Below are 18,769 nucleotides of genomic sequence, written 5' to 3' on the forward strand. Positions count from 1 at the left end.
GGAAGGAGTTGGGTTTATTTTTGCATGGATTTATATTAGTATTATATATTGTGAGATTAATAGATGAGGTGAATCGATGAATAAGAAAGCGGTACTTGTCCTTGTTATTTTTGTATTGTTTGTTGCTTCGATTGTGAGCGGTAAATTGTACTGGAATAAGAAGATTACGAATGCAACAGGACAAACGAGTGAAGTAACGAAAACAAAGACTGAAGTAAAAGATAGCGGAGCAAAGAAAGAAGAGAAAAAAGAAGAGAAAAAACAAGATGTGAAGTCATCTTTTAATGAAGCATACGCGAAGAATTTGCCAGATGCAGTGAAAGAGAAGTTAAAGAAAGCTGCTGAGGATAAAAAGGCAGTAAACCTTATTATTGTTGGTGATGAAGCTTCTTCATCTGAAAAAGGTGCTTGGGCAGCTAAGTTAACGTCTAATTTAGAAACTGCTTACGGTAAAGGTTTATGGAATGTGACTGTAAAGGAATATAAGGGTGAAAGCACAGAAGAGTTAATTGCGAATAAGCGTGATAAAGAGATTGCGAAAGAGAATCCAGATGTGATTTTATTTGAGCCACCATTTATTACTGATAACGGTAAAACTGGTAATGGGAACTCTGTTGCGAGTACACAGAAGTTCGTTCAAGCACTTTCTACTAGTGCAAAGGGCGCTACGATTATGATTCAACCATCAAATCCAGTGTATGGTGCGAAAAATTATCCGAAAGCGATTGAAGCATTAAAACAATTTGCAACGCAAAATAATTATACATATATTGATCATTGGGGAGCATGGCCGGATGCATCGACAAAGGCTATCCTACCATACTTAAAAGAAGAGTTTGGTTTCCCAACTGCTAAAGGTCATGAAGTTTGGGCACAATATGTAACGGATTATTTTGTAGCTAAATAATAAAAGGGGAGAGGGTATCGTCGACAAAATATGTTCGACAATACCCTCTCTTTTTTTATAAGATTTTTGCTATACTAAACTGTACTATAATACGTGGTGGAAGGAGGAGAATAATGAAAATACTTGTGGTGGATGATGAATCGAGTATTCGTAATTTGATTCGGATGCAGTTGGAGATGGAAGGTTATGAAGTATTGGCAGCGGCTGATGGGAGAGAAGCTTTAGAGCGATGGAATGAAGGGCCGGATGTATTGATTTTGGATGTTATGCTTCCGGATACGGATGGGTATGAGTTGCTTCGTTTGTTCCGTGAGAGGGATAGAGATATTCCGGTGCTTATGTTAACAGCAAAGAGTCAGATGAATGATAAGTTGCTTGGCTTGCAGCTTGGTGCTGATGATTATGTGACAAAGCCGTTTAATTATGCGGAGCTTATTCTTCGGGTTAAGAATATGGCGCGGCGTGTAAAGAAGACGGAGGCGGCTGTAAGTCATGAAGTAATTGAGGCTGGAGAGATAGTGATTTGTCCTAAGGAGAGAAAGGTACATGTGAGTGGACAAGAGATTCAGTTAACGTACCGAGAGTTTAATTTATGTCAGTTATTTGTTTCAAATCCGCAGCGTGTGTTTATGAGGGATGAGTTACTTGAGAAAGTATGGGGATTTGAGTATATCGGAAATACGAGAGCAGTTGATATTATGGTGCAGAGACTTCGCAAGAAGCTTGGGACGAGCGGAGAATATATTAAGACAATTTATGGCGTTGGCTATAAACTGGATTGTTAAGTGGTGATGGTATGTCTTTAAAGCGAAATATGGTGTTTGGAATAGTTGGGCTGTTAATTCCGATTTTTGTTCTTTTATATGCAGTTGTTTATATTACGTTAGAAAAGAATATGTATCATAACGCAGCAGATTCTTTAGAAAAGTTAAGTGTAGAAGCACAAATTTATACGATGAATTATTTAGAGAAGGAAGCAGAAGTGGATACGCTTGGTCCGAATTCACTTTTAATTGCGTCGTATTTAGCGAAGCGTATGGATGTCCGTGTGCAGATGATTGGGAAGAATGGCGATGTTGTTGCAGATACACAAAAAGGAGCATTGCTTCACCGTAACATCGACATTGAGAGTTCCTTGAAGGGAAAGAAGTCTTACGTTTTTGAGGAGGCGGATCCAGCTCCTATTCTTTTGTTTTCAAGCCCAGTATATTATGGAAACGATGTCATTGGAAGTATTCGTTTTATAAATGAGTTAACGGGTGAGAAGGAAGTTTTAACAAATGTGAGCTGGACTTTCTTAATGACGTCTCTTTGTTTAGTAGCTACCGGTATTTTCTTTGCGATTCGTTTGGCGAAGTCTCTTCATAAACCAATTGATCAGTTGAGACAAATGGCACAGCGGCTCGCGAATGGTGATTATAAGAGTAAGATTGAGTTAAATGAGTACGTGGAAATCGCTCAGCTTTCAGCATCTTTTAACGCGATGGCCGATGGAATTGAGCTGCATATTAAGCAATTGCAGGAGGAGAAAGAGAAGCAGAAAGATTTCCTAGACCGCATTACACATGAGCTAAAAACACCGCTAACGGCAATTATCGGTTATGTTGATTTAATTCCGAAGTTACAATCGAAAGAAGATGTACAGGAAAGTCTTCGTTATGTGGCTGTGGAAAGTGAGCGTTTATTATCACTTGTAGAGGAATTGCTTAAGTCCTCGAAATATGGAACGAGTACGTTTGAAGTATCACCTACAGTTGTGAACATAAAGGAATTGGCAGAAGAAGCAGTTTCAATTGTGAAGCCTCGTCTAAATCAGTTTGAAATTGCAGTGATAAATGAGTTAACGGATGTACATGTTGTTGCGGATTTTGATAAGACAAAGCAAATTTTCTTAAATGTGCTTGATAATGCAATTAAGTATAGTGATGCTTCGCACATTCGTATGAATGTAATTATAAATGAGCATGAGGCGAAGGTCTTTGTTCATGATGATGGCATCGGTATAGATGAAGTGGTGCTTGCAGAGTGGAATGAGTCTCCGAAAGGAAAGGCACTTCCTTCTAGTTACGGGAATGGTTATGGTTTGTATATTTGTCAGGAGATTATGAGTAAGCAGGGCGGAAGCATGCGGATTGAGAGTAGTGAAGAAATAGGTACTACAATATTCATTACATTTTTGCTTCCGAGAAGGATGGAAGACATAAAAAACTTGAAAGCGGTTAAATGATACATTTATGAAACAATTATGCGGTATTTTCGAAACAACGTTTTTTTATCTTGGAGGTAGGCAGAAATGAAAAGGCTATCATTTCAAATTCTTATGTTTGTCATTTGTATGATTGTTTCTCTTGTTTTGTTTTATGTTATGGAGAAGCAAATATATAATCGAATCAACATTGTAAATGATAAACAAGCCGTTTTACAAAGGGTGAATGAATCTCTTCCAATTGAAGTGAAAGTAAGACATGAAAAGTGGGGAGAAATCGTTGTAACGGATGAAGTTCGTTTGCATACGATTGTTTCATTCTTTGACCGAATTCGAATAGAGCCTGAGGGCGTTAAGAGCCAAGAACAAGTATTTACTGGAGAAGTAACGTACTTGAATGGACATAAGCGTACTTTTGCAGTAGGTGACTTGTTCCAGTATGGGGAAAATGTATACGGAAAGAATGGCATGGATCCGATGATTTCAGCACTTCAAACGTATTTATTAAGCCTGTATTACACGCCAGAGCGTATTAGTGATTTCTTTGCTTCAGCAAAGGATGTCGTAGTACGTCAAGGTGATGTGGTACGTACTATCAATCTTACGCACATACTTGATTCTATTCGGTACGCAAAGCAAATTACAGATTACGGAGAAATTCAGAAGTTATTACAATCGCAGAATGAACCGATTGCTTATATTACAGCTTATAAAACAGGTAAGCGTGTAAAGAATGATCGTGAAGATATTCTTACGATTTCTGTGTATCCATCGTACTTTGTTGTGCAATATCTCGGTGATAATAACGGAAATGTCATGTATATGAAAGGCTCTCTAGCAGAGTTATTCGTAAAGGAGAATGCGTCATGAGAAAGATGGCCTTTTTCTTCTTTTTGCTAGTAATTGGAGGAGCGATGTCTAGTTGCTCTCGAGATACAACCTCTATTAAATATAGTAAAAATGGTCTCCCTATTTTGGATGATCGTCATATTGTTGCGTATGTAGCGGCTCGTGAGGAAGTTGGTGAAGCGTTACTGTCATCATTTTGTAAACCGCGCGGATGTACGTATGAATTTATTCGTCTTTCAACAGAAGAACTTCTTCGTAGAGTGGAAGAAGAAGCTGGAAATCCGAAGGCGGATATTATTATTGGCGGTACAGTAGATGCGCATCAAATGATGAAGCAGAAAAATCTTTCTATTCCTGTGATAAGCCAACATGCAAATCGTATTTCAAAGACTGTTAAAGATAAAGATGGTTATTGGTACGGTTATGAAGTGGAGAAGCTGGCAATTGCGATTAATAAAGAGCGGTGGAACGAGGAAATAGCACCGCTCGGTCTCTCGTATCCGTTAAGATGGAAAGATTTATTGAATCCAGTATATAAAGGAAAGATTGTCATGCCCGATCCAAATGTTTCAGGTACAGCATATACGTTTTTCCAATCACTTATTGATACGTTAGGTGAAGAGGAAGCGAAGGAATATGTGAAGAATCTGGCAGAACAAGTTGGAGAAGTAACAGTGAATGGTTACATCCCAGCAGAACTTGTTGCGAGCGGTGAATATATGATAGGCATCAACTTTATGGGAGATCAGAGAATGCTTCAAAAACAAGGCTTTCCTATTTTAAGTAACGAACCTGAGCAAACAGGGTTATCTGTTAATGCGATTTCTAAATTAAAACGTGCACCGAGTGGTATTATTGCGGATTTATTTATTGATTATTGTTTATCAGAAGAAGCGGGTCATATTTTAGAAAAGGTGTCGTTTGGCGTACCAACGATGTTTGCGAAGAATGAGAAAGAAATAGAAGGACAGCCGGTTAGAAGGACGAACCAAAATATATCAAATAGCGGGATAATCGAGATATGGAATAGACAGCGTCTCTCTCTGAAGTGAGAAAAGGAGACGAAAATATATGTTAAAATGGCTCAAGCCAGCACCTGCAATTGAGAGATTGCCAGCGGATATGATCGACCGTGTATATCGATTACTACGTATTCGTGTGTTAATCGGGATTTCAGTTGGATATGCTGCTTATTATTTAGTTCGTAGTAACTTTACGTTATCAAGTACGTATTTAGTACAAGAATATGGTTTTAGTACAGCTGAAATTGGTCTACTAGGCTCAGTAATGGCAATTGTTTATGGATTTAGTAAGTTCTTTATGGGTAATTTATCAGATAAAGCTTTCGCCCAGCGCTTTATCGCAGTCGGTTTATTCTTATCAGGGCTTGTAAATATTTGTTTCGGCTTTGCATCATCATTTGGGATGATTGTTACATTACTTGTTGTTAACGGTATTGTACAAGGTATGGGAGCACCACCTTGTAGTATTGTTATGACGAAATGGTTCTCGAAGAAAGAACGCGGTACGAAAACAGGCCTTTGGAATATTTCACATAACGTTGGTGGAATGCTTGTGCCACCACTTGTCGGAATTGGTGTAGGTATTTTCGGTGAAAATCATTGGCAAGGCGGCGTGTTTATTTTCCCTGCGATTATCGCAATGGTAATTGCAGTTCTTGTTTGGATCAATGCGAAGGATACACCAGAATCTGAAGGTCTTCCTCCAATTGATGAGTATCGTAATGACTATGAAAATCTTGAAAAAGCAGATAATGCTAACAAGATGTCACCAAAAGAAATTTTAATGAAGTATGTAGTGAAAAATAAATTTGTATGGTTCTTATGTATTGCGAATGCTTTTGTTTATTTAATTCGTTTCGGTGTTATTAACTGGGTTCCACTTTATTTAACGACAGTTAAAGGATTTTCAAAAGCAGAAGCGCATGCGGCATATGCAATCTTTGAAGGTATGGCAATTCCAAGTTCATTAATCGTTGGCTTTTTAAGTGATAAATTATTTAAAGGAAAACGTATGCCATTATGTATTATTAGTATGGTTGGAGTTGTTATTGGTACGTTTATATATTGGCAAGCAACTAGCGTACTTGTTGTAAGTATTGCAGTTTCTATTATCGGTTGTTTAATTTATGTACCACAGTTCTTAATCGGTTTAAGTGCGATGGAATTAGTACCGAAATTTGCAGTTGGTACGACAGTTGGTATGTGTGGTCTATTCGGTTATGTAGGCGGAAGTCTTGTAGCTAACGCAGCAATTGGTGTTATTGTTGATAGTTCTGGCTGGGATGGTTGTTTCATCTTACTATTAACAGGTGCGGTTTTATCAACAATCTTCTTATTTATTGTTCAACGTGGACATGAGAGAAAAGATCCTAAAGTAGCGTAATATTTTGTTTGAAAAGCTATCCAATTGTGTGTGATTGGATAGCTTTTATATTAGAAAAAACAAACAGTATGTAAAATTGCAGTTTAATATATAAATGATTTTTGTTAATTAATATAATTTTTTTAGATTCCATAAACCAAATAGATACATAGTTATACCGAAAAATCCGCCAGCGCAACCCCAAAGCACAACATCAAATAAAGAAATAGAGATTTTTTCTGAACCTACATAGGGAAGGATATAATTCATAAAAACAAACATTTGAAAGCCCCAAAGTACACCTGCTTTCAAGCCAGCTTTTCTTAATTTTTTCTTGTGTTTTAAATATTCTTCTTTTGTTGCACATTCAGTCTCATTTAAACCTTTTTTCTTAAATTTAAAGGTTAAATAGTTAGCGTAAATCATATTAGATAGAAAAATAAATATAGTTCCTATAGATATTGTGTGGTTCATAGTATCAACAAGTAACATAATAAGCATTACCAACATATTTAACCACCACAAACCAATTCCAGCTACAGATAAATGTTTATTGATTTCTTGCTTTTGATATTCATCTCTCTCACTCATTGTTCCGACAAAACTATTATAGACTCTTTCTTTCCATTCAATTTTCATCATTTAATCTCCCTCCCAAAATAGACTGTTTAAATCTGTTTTTAGTGCTTTTGCTAATTCGATACATAAGGCTAAAGAGGGGTTATATTTATTGTTTTCAATTAAATTTATTGTCTGTCTCGCTACGTTAACTTTTTTAGCTAATTCTAGCTGCGATAGACCTTCAGATTTTCGATATTGTTTAACGTTATTCAAATATAACCCTCCCATTGATGGTTGTAGACCTCGTGTACCAAAATGATTTTAATGATTCATTTTGGCAAGAAGTTTGTTAATAAAGAATGGCTTCCATTCAATTAAAATTACCCTTTTTCCTTTCCTTAAATCTATCTTAAAAGATATAATGTCATATTTCTAATCATTGGAATTTTTGTTACAATATAAATGGATGTGTAAAACTTTGTAAAAACATTGTAATAATATGTAATCTATTTTCAGAAAGTTTTATACAATTTTTATATTAAACTATTAAGTTATAAAAGGGAGAGAGACTATGTTACCAAATACGGTTCGTACTCCAAACAAGAAGAAGAAATGGATTATTATTGGGGTTATTGCACTAATTGTTATTGTAGCGGCAATTAATATTTTTGTTATGCAAGGTAAGAAGAAGGGTGCATCAACAAATGCTGATGCTGTAAGTTTTGAGAAAGTGACAGAGCGTAAGCTGAATAATACGAAGTTAATTTCTGGTCAGGTGAAGCCTGGTAATATTGAAAGCTTCTATGCAGATCCGACCAAAGGGAAAGTGAAAGATATTGAGGTAAAAGAAGGGCAAGAGGTAGAGAAAGGCACGAAGTTATTCTCTTATGATAATGAAGAGATTAACCTTCAAATGAAGCAAGCAGAGCTTGATCAGAAGATGGCAGATATGCGTTATGATCAAGGGAAAAAGAAGATTGATTCGTTGAAGAAAGAAATTAAGAAGGCGAAAGATAGCGGAGCTGGGAAAGAAGTAACGGATCCGATGGACGAGCAAGTAAACGAGTTAGAGATAGCTCAAAAGACAACTGATCTTGAGAAAGAAAAAGGGAAGTTGCAGAAAGAAGAGTTAAGTAAGAAGCAGAAAGAGCTTACGATTTATAGTAATTTCGCTGGTGTTGTTCAAAAGTTAGATAAAGATGCGGCAAAAAGTTCATCTCAAGCGTTAGGTGGTCAAGGAAAAGCGTTTTTACAAGTAGCTTCTAAAGATCCATTCCAAGTTCAAGGTACGTTAACTGAGCTTCAAAAGTCACAAATTCAAAAGGATCAAACATTCACTGTAACTGCAAAAGCAAATAATAAGAAGAAGTGGACAGGTAAGATTACAGAGGTAAGTGAGTTCCCAACAAGTGCAGAGATGGCGCAAGCTGGCGGCATGGGTGAAGCAACTCAAAATATGTCTCAATATACATATAAAGCTAGCCTTGATAGTCAAGATGGTTTATCTCCAGGTTACCACGTTTCTCTGCAAGTAAACTTAGAGAATAAGACGATGATTGCTGTTCCAAGTAAAAGCATTGTAGAAAAAGGCGATGATGCATTTGTTTATGTTGAGGAAAAAGGGAAGCTTCGTAAACAAAATGTGAAAAAAGGTTCTACTGATGGAGACTGGACAGAGGTTGTAGAAGGCGTAACAGTGGGGCAAAAGGTGGTTAAAAATCCTTCCGACGATGTGTATGACGGAATGGAAGTGAAAGAGAAATGATTACGTTAAATAATATTGCTAAAACGTATTATCAAGGAAAATTGGCGGTGCCGATTTTGCATGGTATTAGTTTAACGATTCAAAGCGGTGAGTTCGTTTCGATTATGGGACCGTCTGGTTCTGGTAAGTCGACGCTTATGAATATTATCGGTTGTTTAGATCGTCCAACAGAAGGCGAATATATGCTGAATGACGTGAATATCTTAACAGCAGACGAGTCAAAGCTTGCTTTAATTCGTAATGAATACATTGGCTTTGTATTCCAGCATTTTAATTTACTACCTCGTCTTTCAGCAGTGGAAAATGTTGAGCTTCCGCTCGTATATGGTGGCGTGAAGAAAGCAGAGCGCCGCAAGCGTGCTTTGGAGGCACTAGGTAAAGTTGGATTGGCAGATCGCGTGCATCATTTACCGAATGAGTTATCAGGTGGACAGAAGCAGCGTGTAGCGATTGCAAGAGCGATTGCAAATAATCCAACGTTCATTATGGCCGATGAACCGACTGGTGCACTTGATACGAAGTCTGGTGAACAAGTTATGGATATTTTCACGAAGCTTAATGCAGAAGGCACGACGATTGTTATGGTTACGCATGAAGAGGAAGTGGCAGCGTATTCTTCCCGCCGCATTGTACTGCGAGACGGGAAAGTTACAGAAGATAGAAGGTGTGCGGTATGAGTTTACTAGATAGTATAAAAATTGCCCTCTCTTCTATTTTAGCTCATAAATTGCGTTCAGCTCTTACGATGCTCGGTATTATTATCGGGGTAGGTTCAATTATTACTGTCGTTGCGATTGGGCAAGGCGGGGAAGCTGCATTGAAATCGCAGTTCGTTGGGGCAGGTAATCAAACGGTTCCGATTCATTATAGTGCAGATATAAACGATCCTTTCGGTATGGGAATGGTAGAAGCACCGAAGATAACTGAAGAAGACATTTTTGAAATTAAAAAAATTCCAGAAATTTCACATGTGGTAACAACAAATTCCAGCATGGAACCACTTGATATTGAAGATAAAAAAGAAATGGTGAGTATTACTGGATTAGATAGCGAGTATTTTGCAGTAAATAAAGTAAAGTTGTTAAAGGGACGTTCTTTACAAGAATCAGATGTGGATCAAGGTAATAACGTTGTTATGATTAGTAAACAAATGGAAGAAAAGGTGTTTAAGGATGCCAATCCAGTCGGTAAAATTATTGAAATGAAAGGTCAACCGATGCAAATTATTGGTGTTTACAAATCAGATAATGAGTTTATGGGAATGGGACCATCAGAAGCATTAGTTCCAATTTCATTATGGCCGACATTGTATGGGAAAGATGAAATTCAAAATATTTCTGTTCAAGCAAAAAATGTAGATAATCTAGAAAAAGCAGGTAAAAAAGCTGCAGATGTCTTAAACAGTCGTAAACCGACTGATGCAACTGGTAAATATGAAGTTATGAATTTAAAAGAAATTCAAGAAGGTATTTCGAAGATGACCGGTATTATGACAATGATCATCGGTGGTATCGCTGGTATTTCATTAGTCGTTGGTGGAATTGGTGTTATGAACATCATGCTTGTATCTGTAACGGAGCGTACACGTGAAATTGGTGTACGTAAAGCACTCGGGGCAACACGTAGTAAAATTTTATTACAGTTTTTAATTGAAGCTGTTATGTTAACACTTCTAGGCGGTTTAATCGGGATTGGTCTTGGGTATGGCGGAGCATATATCGTTTCTACATTCGCAAAATGGCCACCGCTCGTTTCATGGGAAGTTGTCGTTGGAGGCGTACTGTTCTCGATGACACTCGGTATTATTTTCGGATTAATTCCAGCAAATAAAGCTGCGAAATTAGATCCAATTGAAGCATTGCGTTATGAGTAATTAATAGTGTAGTAGAACTACACATTACCGTTCTAATGGGCGGTTCGTAGCCTCTTGCGTGAGGAAGTGAACCGCCCGTTAGAACGGGTTATATAAATAGAAGGAGGCGTTATAATGGAAGCAAATATTAATACGCAAGATGTAGGTGCGAAGAAGCCATCATTATTAGGAATGATTACTTCTCCAGGTGAGCAGTTTGAGAGAATGAAGACGAAAAGTCCGGTTTGGGGGGCATTTTTCCTTTTCATTATATTAACAGCTGTAATTGCAGGGATTAGCATGTATCAAGTAATGAATCATCCTGATGTAATGAGTGAGGTACCTGATGCCGAAGCGGCTAAAGTTGTTGGTTACTTCGGAATAGGAGCAGGTATTGTTGGTGGACTATTTGGTACTGCGATTTGGTTCTTCATTGCGGCAGCTATTTATAAAGTGATTATGATGTTTATGAGTAATGATACTTCATACATGAAATTATTATCTATTTATGTCTACACATATACGATTTCAATTTTAGGTGCAATTGTGAACTTTATTATTAGAATGATTCTTGGTGGAGATATTGAAACTTCTTATACAAGTTTAGCAACTTTATTTGAGCCAGGTACAGTTGCTCATGGTGCTGCTTCATCATTCGAAGTTTTCAATATTTGGGCATTAGTTGTAATGGGATTAGGATTACATATTACGGCTGGACTAAGTAAAAAACAAGCAACGATTTTAATTGTTATTTTCTTTATTCTTTCAGTTGGATTTACTAGTTTAAGTGGTCTAGCTCCAAAATTTGGTGCATAATTTATTCTTTTAGAAAAAGGTGACTCTTCAAAGGAGTCACCTTTTTTATTTTTACCCTTACTTCAAATACCACCAACAAAATTTCAAATACTACATAGTGTAATTTCAAATTCTGTCGGTAGTATTTGAAATTACTCACAGTGAAATCTTTTCTTTATTTTTATATTGTGAAGGTACCGCGGAATACTAGAAAGGTATACCTTTTAGAAACGGGTACTGTGTGAAGCCAGCGACTTTTAAAGAGGCAGTTGTTTTGTATGAAGGGATGATTGTAAATCAAATAAAGAAATTAGGTATTCGTAAAGATTATGAAGAGTATTATCAATGTGGTTTAATTGGTCTTTGGCATGCGTATGAAAGATTTGATGCAAAGAAGGGATGTTTCCCTGCATATGCAGTTGTAACGGTGCGAGGTTATATATTAGAGAGATTGAAGAAAGAGTTCGCAGTGCAGGAGAGATGTGTATGTGTAGGAGAGTATGAGGATATCTTTCATTTTGAGGATGTTGAAATAAGAGTGAAGGATTTTATGAGCGTGTTAGATGAGAAGGAGAAGTATATTATTTTTGAACGCTTTTTTGTAGGGAAGACGATGGGGGAAATCGCTTTAGAGACGGAAATGACATATTATCAAGTAAGATGGATGTATCGGCAAGCACTCGAGAAAATGCGAGATAGTGTAAGAGGATAAAAATAGCAAATAGAATGGAAGGTAAGGAGATACTACCTTCCATTCTACTTGTTATTAAGGTGATGAATCTTGCATGTTCATTTGGGATAATACATATCCAGCTTTCCATAATTGCTGACTTAACTTATGGGAACTAATTTGTATCGTTACGGTAGTTCCGTTTGAAAAATGAATTTTAGCTTGTTTAGCTTTTTTGAAAAACTCTATTGTATGAACATGTTTGAAGAAAAGCCAAATACAATTTGGAGAAGCAGGAGATTCTGTTGGGAAAGCACAAATATATTCTCTATGATTGATCGGAATTGGAACGTTTTGTTTAAATTTAAATTTTGTTTTTACGGCATTACGTCTCCCTTGATAAGTAGAATGAATATTTGTTAGACAAGATTTCTGTATAAGTTGGAGAGCAGTTTGACAGGAGTAAAGATGGTTTCCGCTACTGTCGATAATTTTTGTACGGTAATAAGGGTGTTTACATGGTTCAAGCATCATTGTAGAACTAGAAATAAAAATGTTGTTTTCATTATCCATAATTCTATATCCTCCCTTATAATTTTCATTCTGAATATAATTATATATAAATTAAGTAAATTGATTGTTAATATTCTATTTCATATTGTAAATTTTGGCTATTCGTTTACAATCAATAGGTGATAGTCTTTCTAATTTGCATCGCTTGTACATATATATGAAAATAGAAAAGAGTAGGCGGTGATATAGTATGAAGAAAAAGTATATTATTATGGCTTTAGTTGTCGTTCTCCTAGTATATTTAGCAAACAGTAATCCGAGTAAGGGCGAATATACAGAATGGGCAGCGAAGCAGTTTATGAAGCGAAATGATGTGAGTAAGAAGCTAGATGAAGTTCAAAAAGAGAATGAAGAGGGTCTCCTTGGCGACTTGGCATCGGCCGGTAAAAAGTTAGCGAAAAAGTATGTTGAGCCACAAGTTGGGTTATTAATTGATCATTATACGAAGCGAAATGATTATATATTCTTCTCAACATATACGACTGAGTTTGATATAGGTGAAGAACATTATAAGTACGTATGCGTCGGTTTTTCAAAGATTTTTATTCCGATTGAAATGCCGAAGAAAAAAGACGAATCTGCAAAATGATGCAGATTCGTCTTTTTCATTTTATAGAGTAATTGGAACTTCAGATACATTTTTTTCTATAAGGCGAGCTCCCTTTTTTCGTGTATTTTCATCAATGGATGAAAATACAGACGAGGCAAGGATTGTATCCATTACTTGATTTACAACTTGTGCATCGATGGGTGTGATGGGCGTATCGATAGAAAAAACGACTGTTTTTCCATCTTCTTTCGCGAAAATCAACTCTAGTACTTGCATGTGTTATTCCCTCCTTTGTATTTATCCCGCTATTTACGGGATTTGGATCTGCCGGTTAAATTGCGGGCTAATAATCAATGGGGATGAATAAAATCCCCACTGATCTGAGTTTTACTTTATAGTTTAGAAAGATCTGATGTGCTTACAAGTTGTACAGCGTGAAGTGGTGATGCCTGTAAGGAAGCAAGAGCATGAGCTACGTCGTGTACTTGATCTAAGCTTGCATTTGTTTTAACACGTTTAAATTGTTTGCTCTTGAAAACTGTTTTGCCGTTCTTATCTAATCCGTTGTTTAATACTAGACGTAAAGTTAAATCCATTACGATTGTTTCAATTGCCATGTGTATCACCTCCTTTCACTTTATAAATAGGGCGTGAATGTCATGTTTTGGCGTGAAATTTTTTCTTTTTTTTGGTACCCTTAAAAGATTAAGAGAGGAGAATTCTGGATAATGAATCGTAAATGGTTATTTTGGATTCCTGTATTACTATGGATGGGGCTGATTTTCTATTCTTCGGCACAACCATATAAAAAGCAGGATATGCGTTCAGATATTGAACAATATGTAAATGTTGAATTTGTGAAAGAGCATTTTTCATGGGTATCTATCGATTATGGTGGAGGAACCCCTGTTAGTATTGCGAATAAAGGTGTAGGCGGATTTATTGAGTTTTTCCTTCGTAAAGGTGCTCATTTTATGGTGTTCTTTATGCTAGGTTCATTGATTTATTACGCTTTTCATCGATCAGGTCATTCGAGGAAAAGATGCTTTATATATGCCCTTCTTTTCGTTGCGGGTTATGCAACATTTGATGAAATTCACCAATGGTATACGGGAGACCGTACACCAATGTGGCAAGATTCATTGCTTGATACGTGCGGCGGGTTAACGGGGATTATAATAAGTAATTGGTTTTGGAATAGAAAAAAGCGCTAATCTCAAATAAGATTAGCGCTTTTTTTTGCGGGGAGTAAAACCTCCACTGATTAAAGTTTCACTTTATACACCAAGTAATTCTTTTAGTTCGTCTGTTGATAGTTCAGTCATCCAGCTATCGCTTGTGATGACCGCATTGTTTAGAGATTGTTTTCTTTCTAGCATTTCATCAATTTTTTCTTCTAATGTTCCTGTTGTAATGAGTTTGTGAACATGAACAAATCGTTTTTGACCAATACGATATGCGCGGTCTGTTGCTTGATTTTCCACAGCTGGGTTCCACCAACGATCGTAGTGAATGACATGGTTGGCAGCGGTTAAGTTTAATCCTGTTCCGCCAGCTTTTAAGGATAAGATAAAAATGTCATACGTTCCGTTTTGGAACTCCTCAATCATCTTGTCGCGATCTTTTTTCGGTACACTACCGTTTAAGAAGAGAACACGCTGGCCGAATTTTTCTTCTAGCACACGTTTTAGCATGTTTCCCATGCCGATGTACTGAGTGAAGATGAGGCAACTTTCATTTTGATCTTTTATATTTTCGATGAGCTCCATTAACGTTTTTGTTTTCATAGAGCGTTCAACGACATTTTGTGGTTCTTCTTCTTTTAAATAAAGAGCAGGATGATTACAAATTTGTTTTAGCTTGTTCAACATAAGTAATATAAAGCCGCGTCTTTCAATTCCGCTTAATCCTTCTACATTTTGCAGTGTATCTTGAACAAGTTGTTCATATAAGGAAGCTTGTTCACCAGTAAGAGGACAGTAAGCTTTTTGTTCTTGTTTATCTGGTAAATTTAATGCGACTGTTTGATCTTTCTTCGTTCGGCGCAGTAAAAATGGTGAGATAAACCGTTGAACTTGCTGGATTTTTCCTTCATCACGATCTTTTTCAATCGGTGTGACGAAGCGGCGTTGGAATTGTCCTAAGCTTCCGAGATATCCATGATTAATAAAGTCGAAAATGGACCAAAGTTCAGCGAGGCGATTTTCCATTGGTGTACCAGTTAAAGCGATTTTGTGATTTGCCTGCAAGTTTCGTACTGCTTTCGACTGTTTCGTATGTGGGTTCTTAATATTTTGTGCTTCATCCAAAATAACAACATCCCAGCATAATGAAGTCAGTTCTTCCTCATCGAGTTGAGCCAATGCATAAGATGTTAATACAACATCTGCTGATTGAAGGAAATCTTCAAATGAATTGCCCTTATCTCTATTACTTCCGTAATGTAATTGGACACGTAAATTTGGTGCGAAACGCTCAAATTCCTTTTGCCAATTTCCAAGAACAGATGTCGGCGCTACGATTAATGCAGGGCCTGTTTTGAGATTGTTTTCTTTTATATATAGTAAGTAAGAGATTGTTTGAATACTTTTCCCGAGTCCCATATCGTCAGCTAGCAATGCTCCAAATCCAAGCTTTCGTAAATATAATAACCATTCAATACCGTGTTGTTGATACGGACGAAGTGTTGCGTTTAGTGAAGTAGGGACATCTACCTTTGGAATATCTCCAATATGAAGCAGCTTTTGGAATAATTCCTCATAATATCCATCTAGTTCGATTTCAATATCAGTAAACGGACTATCATCTTCTACAATTTCTGTTTCAGCCGTATTTGATAAATGTTGCTGCAGGACATCTTTCATCTCTAGTCCGTACTTATCGGCACGGTTCATGAGTTTCCTTACTTCTTCGATAAAGGCTGGATCTAGTCGCATCCATTGACCGTTTATATTAAATAGACGTTTGTTTTGTTCAACGAGCTCGAAAAATTCGCTTTCTGATAAATCAATGCCGTTCGTCGAAATGCGCCAGTCAAAATTAACGAGCGTATTCATACCGAAGAACGATTGTGTTTGTGCTGTATTTTGCTTCAACTGGACACGTAATTTCGGTTTTGTTGCTTTTAAATTTTGCCACCATGATGGTAGTAAAATTGTAATGCCGGCTGCAAGTAATTCGTTGCTTGCATCTGTTAAGAAGTTCCAAGCTTCTGTTTCAAAGAGCTCATTTCGGAATATATCTCCTTCTTTTAACCACGGTATGAGCTTACTAAAACCTTCTTGTGTTTCTGTAATCCGTTCTTCGTAATCGTGCCATCTTTTCGGTAAGGAATCGATGTTTTCATATACATATATGCGATGCGCCCCGCGCTTTGGTGTCACAATTGTTTCAAGCTTCCACATTTCAAATTCTTCTTGTGGTTCTTGTAGTCTTAGTCCGATTGTAAACGGAAGATCATCTTCAATATAACCAATTTTTCGAAGCCAATCTTCTTCATGTAGTGCTGTTTCCAATTGTCTTTTCGTAAAGTCGTAATGTTCATATAGCCTTTTAGCATCTTCCCAGCCGTCATTTGAGCGATTATCTTGTAATATGCTTTCATTAACTGCTGCTGAGAAAAGAGATGCTAATGTGTCATCTTCAATTGGTGTATTTTGAACTTTCCAAGATGGCTGTTTAGGCCAATGATTCATATCTGGTACGAAGCTACCACTTGTAAAGGCGTTCCATAATTCATTTGCATCTTTTGTAAGTGCTGTAATAGGTCCGTTTATGTGCATATGTGCAAATGAATTCATTGGTTTGTTTGCAATGTATTCAAAGGCTTGTGCATTTGTTAGTAGCACACCTTGTTTTCCTTCGAAGGTTGCTTCTTTTAGAGAAGTACCGTAGAAAGAAGTGGAGTGCCATGTGAATGCATTTCGTTTCCAACTTGTTACGGATAATGGAGTACCGCTGTCATCTTCTCCCCAAAGGAACCAACCTTGACTAACATGCTGGAGCCTAATTGTTACTTCAGTTTGATTGATCATCGATTAATTTTCCTTTCCGTAATTCCTCTTGTAGTGCACGCAGACGTGAATGGAGATTGGCGATGTGAATAATGAAAGCATCCCATTCATCGGTACGTTTTAATCGTTTATACAATGTACGTAATTTCTTTAAGTAACGAACTGCGCGTTTATATGATTTACGATTTCGTTCTTCAATCGCCTCTACAGCAGCAAGATGGTAAAGAGGAAGTGCCACTTCTGGCGCTTCTTTTTCAATATCTTTCAGTGGCTCTTTCAACAGCTCAATTGCTTCAAATCCATATAGGAGATGAAGCTCTGCCCATGTACGATACTGTTTTTTCGCGAGTACGTACTGTTCATAGTTTGTGAAACTATACGGTAATAGTTCTTGTAAGATCATTTCGAAACCAGCTTGTTCATTTGTATGTGTTGCATATGTTTCATACATGATTACAAATAGCCGAACGACATCTTTTATGAAAATCGTATTTTCGTGATCTTGGATCGTTTTCTTTACTTGTTTATACGTAAAGGAAAGCCAGTTTTTTGCACGATCCCAATGCATGGCACTTAATAGTTCTTCTAACCAATAGAAGTATAGACTCACAACAGAAGCAGGCTGTTTTTTTAGTAAGTCCATCGCTAGTAGATCTTCGTCATTTAAAAAGAGAAGATGAGAAGACGCTAACGCTTTGGATAGTGGATTGATTTTCGTATCGATTCGTTTTTCTTCCTCTTGTATGTTTTCTTTATTGTTTAAAAGTTCACTCCATATGTGGCGATAAATGAAAAATCGTTCTTGCGTATAAGCGTCGGTAGAGAAGAATACTTCATGAACAAGACGAGCTGTTTCTTGCAAAATTATTTCAGACTCTGAAGGAATCGCTTCTGATTGTAAGTCCCGAACGATGGATTCCACTTTGTCTACAAATAGGCGAATGACATTAACAGGTTGGTGATAAGAATACGTTTTGTTAGCTTCGAATGCCTGAATTTCTTCTAATAATTTTTGAAAGCAGTACAGTGCTGCGTGTAACCTGAATAATTCATGTATGGCGATGACGCGCGGAGCTTTCCGCTCAAGTTTCGTATAGAAATCTGTAAAGATACTCATAAGAAAATACATTTGTTTATAAGTAAGGCGAGCTTGTTCTTTTTTAAATGATTCATATTCTTTTTCAAAATAAGATTCCCAACTTTTATAATCCGTTTCTTCAAAAGCTGATGATTGCAATACTTGTCTTGCAGTTCGAATAGGAGGAAGGGAAGGTTTCGTATTATTTTTAAATAAAGTTAATACATCTCCTACTTGCCCGAAACTAGACGCTGCAGATAGTAATACAGCGAGCATATGCTCACATTGTGTTGGTGCGAAGCAATCACAATAACTTTCAGCGACGTTACGAATCGGAATATGAACGCTATATACGTTGCCTTCCGCATCTACAGTTCCTGATAGTGTATAACCATCAAAATCAACGTTATAGACAACACCACTACGATATAGGTGCCGAGCTGTAGCGACATGTTCCTGATCAGCTGTTTGCTGTGGATCTAGTCCTTGAACGAACTCATTCGCAATCATCATAATTTCATCTTTCGTAATTGAGTGTTGCAGCATAATATTCCTCCGTACACAT

The 18,769-nt window shown here is 37.0% G+C and carries 20 protein-coding genes; 13 read left to right on the plus strand and 7 right to left on the minus strand.

Translation table 11 applies throughout. The features are described from left to right. The first annotated feature begins 76 nt into the window (after window positions 1-76). The 6 genes from MR143_RS06385 (at window position 77) to pgtP (ending at window position 6,368) form a co-directional block, all read left to right on the plus strand. Window positions 77-907 (plus strand): SGNH/GDSL hydrolase family protein, encoded by an 831-nt coding sequence (locus MR143_RS06385; protein ID WP_242280641.1) that lies wholly within the window; start codon window positions 77-79, stop codon window positions 905-907. A gap of 113 nt (window positions 908-1,020) precedes the next feature. Beyond that, a complete protein-coding gene (locus MR143_RS06390) occupies window positions 1,021-1,692 on the plus strand; it encodes a response regulator transcription factor (RefSeq protein ID WP_000699553.1) in 672 nt (223 codons plus the stop codon). A gap of 11 nt (window positions 1,693-1,703) precedes the next feature. Next, window positions 1,704-3,134 (plus strand): HAMP domain-containing sensor histidine kinase, encoded by a 1,431-nt coding sequence (locus MR143_RS06395; protein ID WP_000054017.1) that lies wholly within the window; start codon window positions 1,704-1,706, stop codon window positions 3,132-3,134. Window positions 3,135-3,200: 66 nt separating this feature from the next. Beyond that, entirely contained in the window at window positions 3,201-3,983 is a 783-nt protein-coding gene (locus tag MR143_RS06400) for a DUF3919 family protein (RefSeq protein WP_000826618.1), read from the plus strand. After that, window positions 3,980-5,014, plus strand: a complete 1,035-nt coding sequence (locus tag MR143_RS06405) for an ABC transporter substrate-binding protein (RefSeq protein WP_151522325.1) — start codon at window positions 3,980-3,982, stop codon at window positions 5,012-5,014. The genes MR143_RS06400 and MR143_RS06405 overlap by 4 nt, the downstream gene beginning before the upstream one ends. A 19-nt stretch (window positions 5,015-5,033) precedes the next feature. Continuing rightward, complete coding sequence (gene pgtP, locus MR143_RS06410; protein ID WP_242280642.1) at window positions 5,034-6,368, plus strand: MFS transporter; 1,335 nt, start codon at window positions 5,034-5,036, stop codon at window positions 6,366-6,368. Between the two features lie 108 nt (window positions 6,369-6,476). Here pgtP and MR143_RS06415 read toward each other — a convergent pair whose 3' ends face one another. After that, window positions 6,477-6,989 (minus strand): DUF3278 domain-containing protein, encoded by a 513-nt coding sequence (locus tag MR143_RS06415; RefSeq protein WP_151522323.1) that lies wholly within the window; start codon window positions 6,987-6,989, stop codon window positions 6,477-6,479. After that, window positions 6,990-7,181, minus strand: a complete 192-nt coding sequence (locus MR143_RS06420; protein ID WP_001067016.1) for a helix-turn-helix transcriptional regulator — start codon at window positions 7,179-7,181, stop codon at window positions 6,990-6,992. Between the two features lie 298 nt (window positions 7,182-7,479). On the opposite strand from MR143_RS06420, the gene MR143_RS06425 reads away from it, so the two are divergent. The 5 genes from MR143_RS06425 (at window position 7,480) to MR143_RS06445 (ending at window position 12,032) form a co-directional block, all read left to right on the plus strand. Next, a complete protein-coding gene (locus MR143_RS06425) occupies window positions 7,480-8,673 on the plus strand; it encodes an efflux RND transporter periplasmic adaptor subunit (RefSeq protein WP_242280643.1) in 1,194 nt (397 codons plus the stop codon). Beyond that, window positions 8,670-9,350 carry an ABC transporter ATP-binding protein gene (locus tag MR143_RS06430; RefSeq protein ID WP_000631624.1) on the plus strand — a complete coding sequence of 227 codons (681 nt, stop codon included), beginning with the start codon at window positions 8,670-8,672 and terminating at the stop codon, window positions 9,348-9,350. The genes MR143_RS06425 and MR143_RS06430 overlap by 4 nt, the downstream gene beginning before the upstream one ends. Beyond that, window positions 9,347-10,546: an ABC transporter permease gene (locus MR143_RS06435; RefSeq protein WP_000054349.1), complete on the plus strand. Its 1,200-nt coding sequence runs from the start codon at window positions 9,347-9,349 to the stop codon at window positions 10,544-10,546. The genes MR143_RS06430 and MR143_RS06435 overlap by 4 nt, the downstream gene beginning before the upstream one ends. A 114-nt stretch (window positions 10,547-10,660) precedes the next feature. Next, window positions 10,661-11,341, plus strand: a complete 681-nt coding sequence (yknW, locus tag MR143_RS06440; RefSeq protein ID WP_000387920.1) for a YknW family membrane protein — start codon at window positions 10,661-10,663, stop codon at window positions 11,339-11,341. A gap of 220 nt (window positions 11,342-11,561) precedes the next feature. Further along, a complete protein-coding gene (locus MR143_RS06445; protein WP_089148620.1) occupies window positions 11,562-12,032 on the plus strand; it encodes a sigma-70 family RNA polymerase sigma factor in 471 nt (156 codons plus the stop codon). Window positions 12,033-12,086: 54 nt separating this feature from the next. Here MR143_RS06445 and MR143_RS06450 read toward each other — a convergent pair whose 3' ends face one another. Then, a complete protein-coding gene (locus MR143_RS06450) occupies window positions 12,087-12,563 on the minus strand; it encodes a competence protein ComK (protein WP_000368311.1) in 477 nt (158 codons plus the stop codon). A 190-nt stretch (window positions 12,564-12,753) separates the two neighbouring features. Here MR143_RS06450 and MR143_RS06455 point away from each other — a divergent pair, with 190 nt between their 5' ends. Beyond that, on the plus strand, window positions 12,754-13,152 hold the full coding sequence (locus MR143_RS06455; RefSeq protein ID WP_000731405.1) for a DUF4359 domain-containing protein: 399 nt from the start codon (window positions 12,754-12,756) through the stop codon (window positions 13,150-13,152). 21 nt (window positions 13,153-13,173) lie between these two features. On the opposite strand, the gene MR143_RS06460 is transcribed toward MR143_RS06455, so the two are convergent. Together MR143_RS06460 and MR143_RS06465 are read right to left on the minus strand one after the other, a co-directional pair. Next, on the minus strand, window positions 13,174-13,389 hold the full coding sequence (locus MR143_RS06460) for a DUF2922 domain-containing protein (protein WP_001197590.1): 216 nt from the start codon (window positions 13,387-13,389) through the stop codon (window positions 13,174-13,176). A 116-nt stretch (window positions 13,390-13,505) separates the two neighbouring features. Beyond that, window positions 13,506-13,730 carry a DUF1659 domain-containing protein gene (locus MR143_RS06465; protein ID WP_000963860.1) on the minus strand — a complete coding sequence of 75 codons (225 nt, stop codon included), beginning with the start codon at window positions 13,728-13,730 and terminating at the stop codon, window positions 13,506-13,508. 111 nt (window positions 13,731-13,841) lie between these two features. Between MR143_RS06465 and MR143_RS06470 the strand changes: the two genes are divergently transcribed. After that, complete coding sequence (locus MR143_RS06470; RefSeq protein ID WP_001080707.1) at window positions 13,842-14,327, plus strand: VanZ family protein; 486 nt, start codon at window positions 13,842-13,844, stop codon at window positions 14,325-14,327. 63 nt (window positions 14,328-14,390) lie between these two features. Here the strand turns inward: MR143_RS06470 and MR143_RS06475 are convergent, their stop codons facing one another. Further along, on the minus strand, window positions 14,391-17,147 hold the full coding sequence (locus tag MR143_RS06475) for a DEAD/DEAH box helicase (protein ID WP_242280644.1): 2,757 nt from the start codon (window positions 17,145-17,147) through the stop codon (window positions 14,391-14,393). Continuing rightward, complete coding sequence (locus MR143_RS06480) at window positions 17,131-18,750, minus strand: SWIM zinc finger family protein (protein WP_074593717.1); 1,620 nt, start codon at window positions 18,748-18,750, stop codon at window positions 17,131-17,133. Before MR143_RS06480 ends, MR143_RS06475 begins: the two co-directional genes overlap by 17 nt. Window positions 18,751-18,769: the final 19 nt, after the last annotated feature.

Origin of the sequence: Bacillus cereus group sp. BfR-BA-01347 (assembly GCF_022663835.1) — a bacterium.
In the GTDB taxonomy this organism is placed as follows: Bacteria; Bacillota; Bacilli; order Bacillales; family Bacillaceae_G; genus Bacillus_A; species Bacillus_A thuringiensis_K.

Coding starts and splice junctions, on each gene's coding strand:
- MR143_RS06430 (WP_000631624.1), top strand. CDS start 8,670: ATGATTACGTTAAATAATATTGCTAAAACGTATTATCAAGGAAAATTG.
- MR143_RS06385 (WP_242280641.1), top strand. CDS start 77: ATGAATAAGAAAGCGGTACTTGTCCTTGTTATTTTTGTATTGTTTGTT.
- MR143_RS06480 (WP_074593717.1), bottom strand. CDS start 18,750: ATGCTGCAACACTCAATTACGAAAGATGAAATTATGATGATTGCGAAT.
- MR143_RS06470 (WP_001080707.1), top strand. CDS start 13,842: ATGAATCGTAAATGGTTATTTTGGATTCCTGTATTACTATGGATGGGG.
- yknW (WP_000387920.1), top strand. CDS start 10,661: ATGGAAGCAAATATTAATACGCAAGATGTAGGTGCGAAGAAGCCATCA.
- MR143_RS06405 (WP_151522325.1), top strand. CDS start 3,980: ATGAGAAAGATGGCCTTTTTCTTCTTTTTGCTAGTAATTGGAGGAGCG.
- MR143_RS06415 (WP_151522323.1), bottom strand. CDS start 6,989: ATGATGAAAATTGAATGGAAAGAAAGAGTCTATAATAGTTTTGTCGGA.
- pgtP (WP_242280642.1), top strand. CDS start 5,034: ATGTTAAAATGGCTCAAGCCAGCACCTGCAATTGAGAGATTGCCAGCG.
- MR143_RS06465 (WP_000963860.1), bottom strand. CDS start 13,730: ATGGCAATTGAAACAATCGTAATGGATTTAACTTTACGTCTAGTATTA.
- MR143_RS06460 (WP_001197590.1), bottom strand. CDS start 13,389: ATGCAAGTACTAGAGTTGATTTTCGCGAAAGAAGATGGAAAAACAGTC.
- MR143_RS06450 (WP_000368311.1), bottom strand. CDS start 12,563: ATGGATAATGAAAACAACATTTTTATTTCTAGTTCTACAATGATGCTT.
- MR143_RS06475 (WP_242280644.1), bottom strand. CDS start 17,147: ATGATCAATCAAACTGAAGTAACAATTAGGCTCCAGCATGTTAGTCAA.
- MR143_RS06400 (WP_000826618.1), top strand. CDS start 3,201: ATGAAAAGGCTATCATTTCAAATTCTTATGTTTGTCATTTGTATGATT.
- MR143_RS06390 (WP_000699553.1), top strand. CDS start 1,021: ATGAAAATACTTGTGGTGGATGATGAATCGAGTATTCGTAATTTGATT.
- MR143_RS06435 (WP_000054349.1), top strand. CDS start 9,347: ATGAGTTTACTAGATAGTATAAAAATTGCCCTCTCTTCTATTTTAGCT.
- MR143_RS06395 (WP_000054017.1), top strand. CDS start 1,704: ATGTCTTTAAAGCGAAATATGGTGTTTGGAATAGTTGGGCTGTTAATT.
- MR143_RS06455 (WP_000731405.1), top strand. CDS start 12,754: ATGAAGAAAAAGTATATTATTATGGCTTTAGTTGTCGTTCTCCTAGTA.
- MR143_RS06425 (WP_242280643.1), top strand. CDS start 7,480: ATGTTACCAAATACGGTTCGTACTCCAAACAAGAAGAAGAAATGGATT.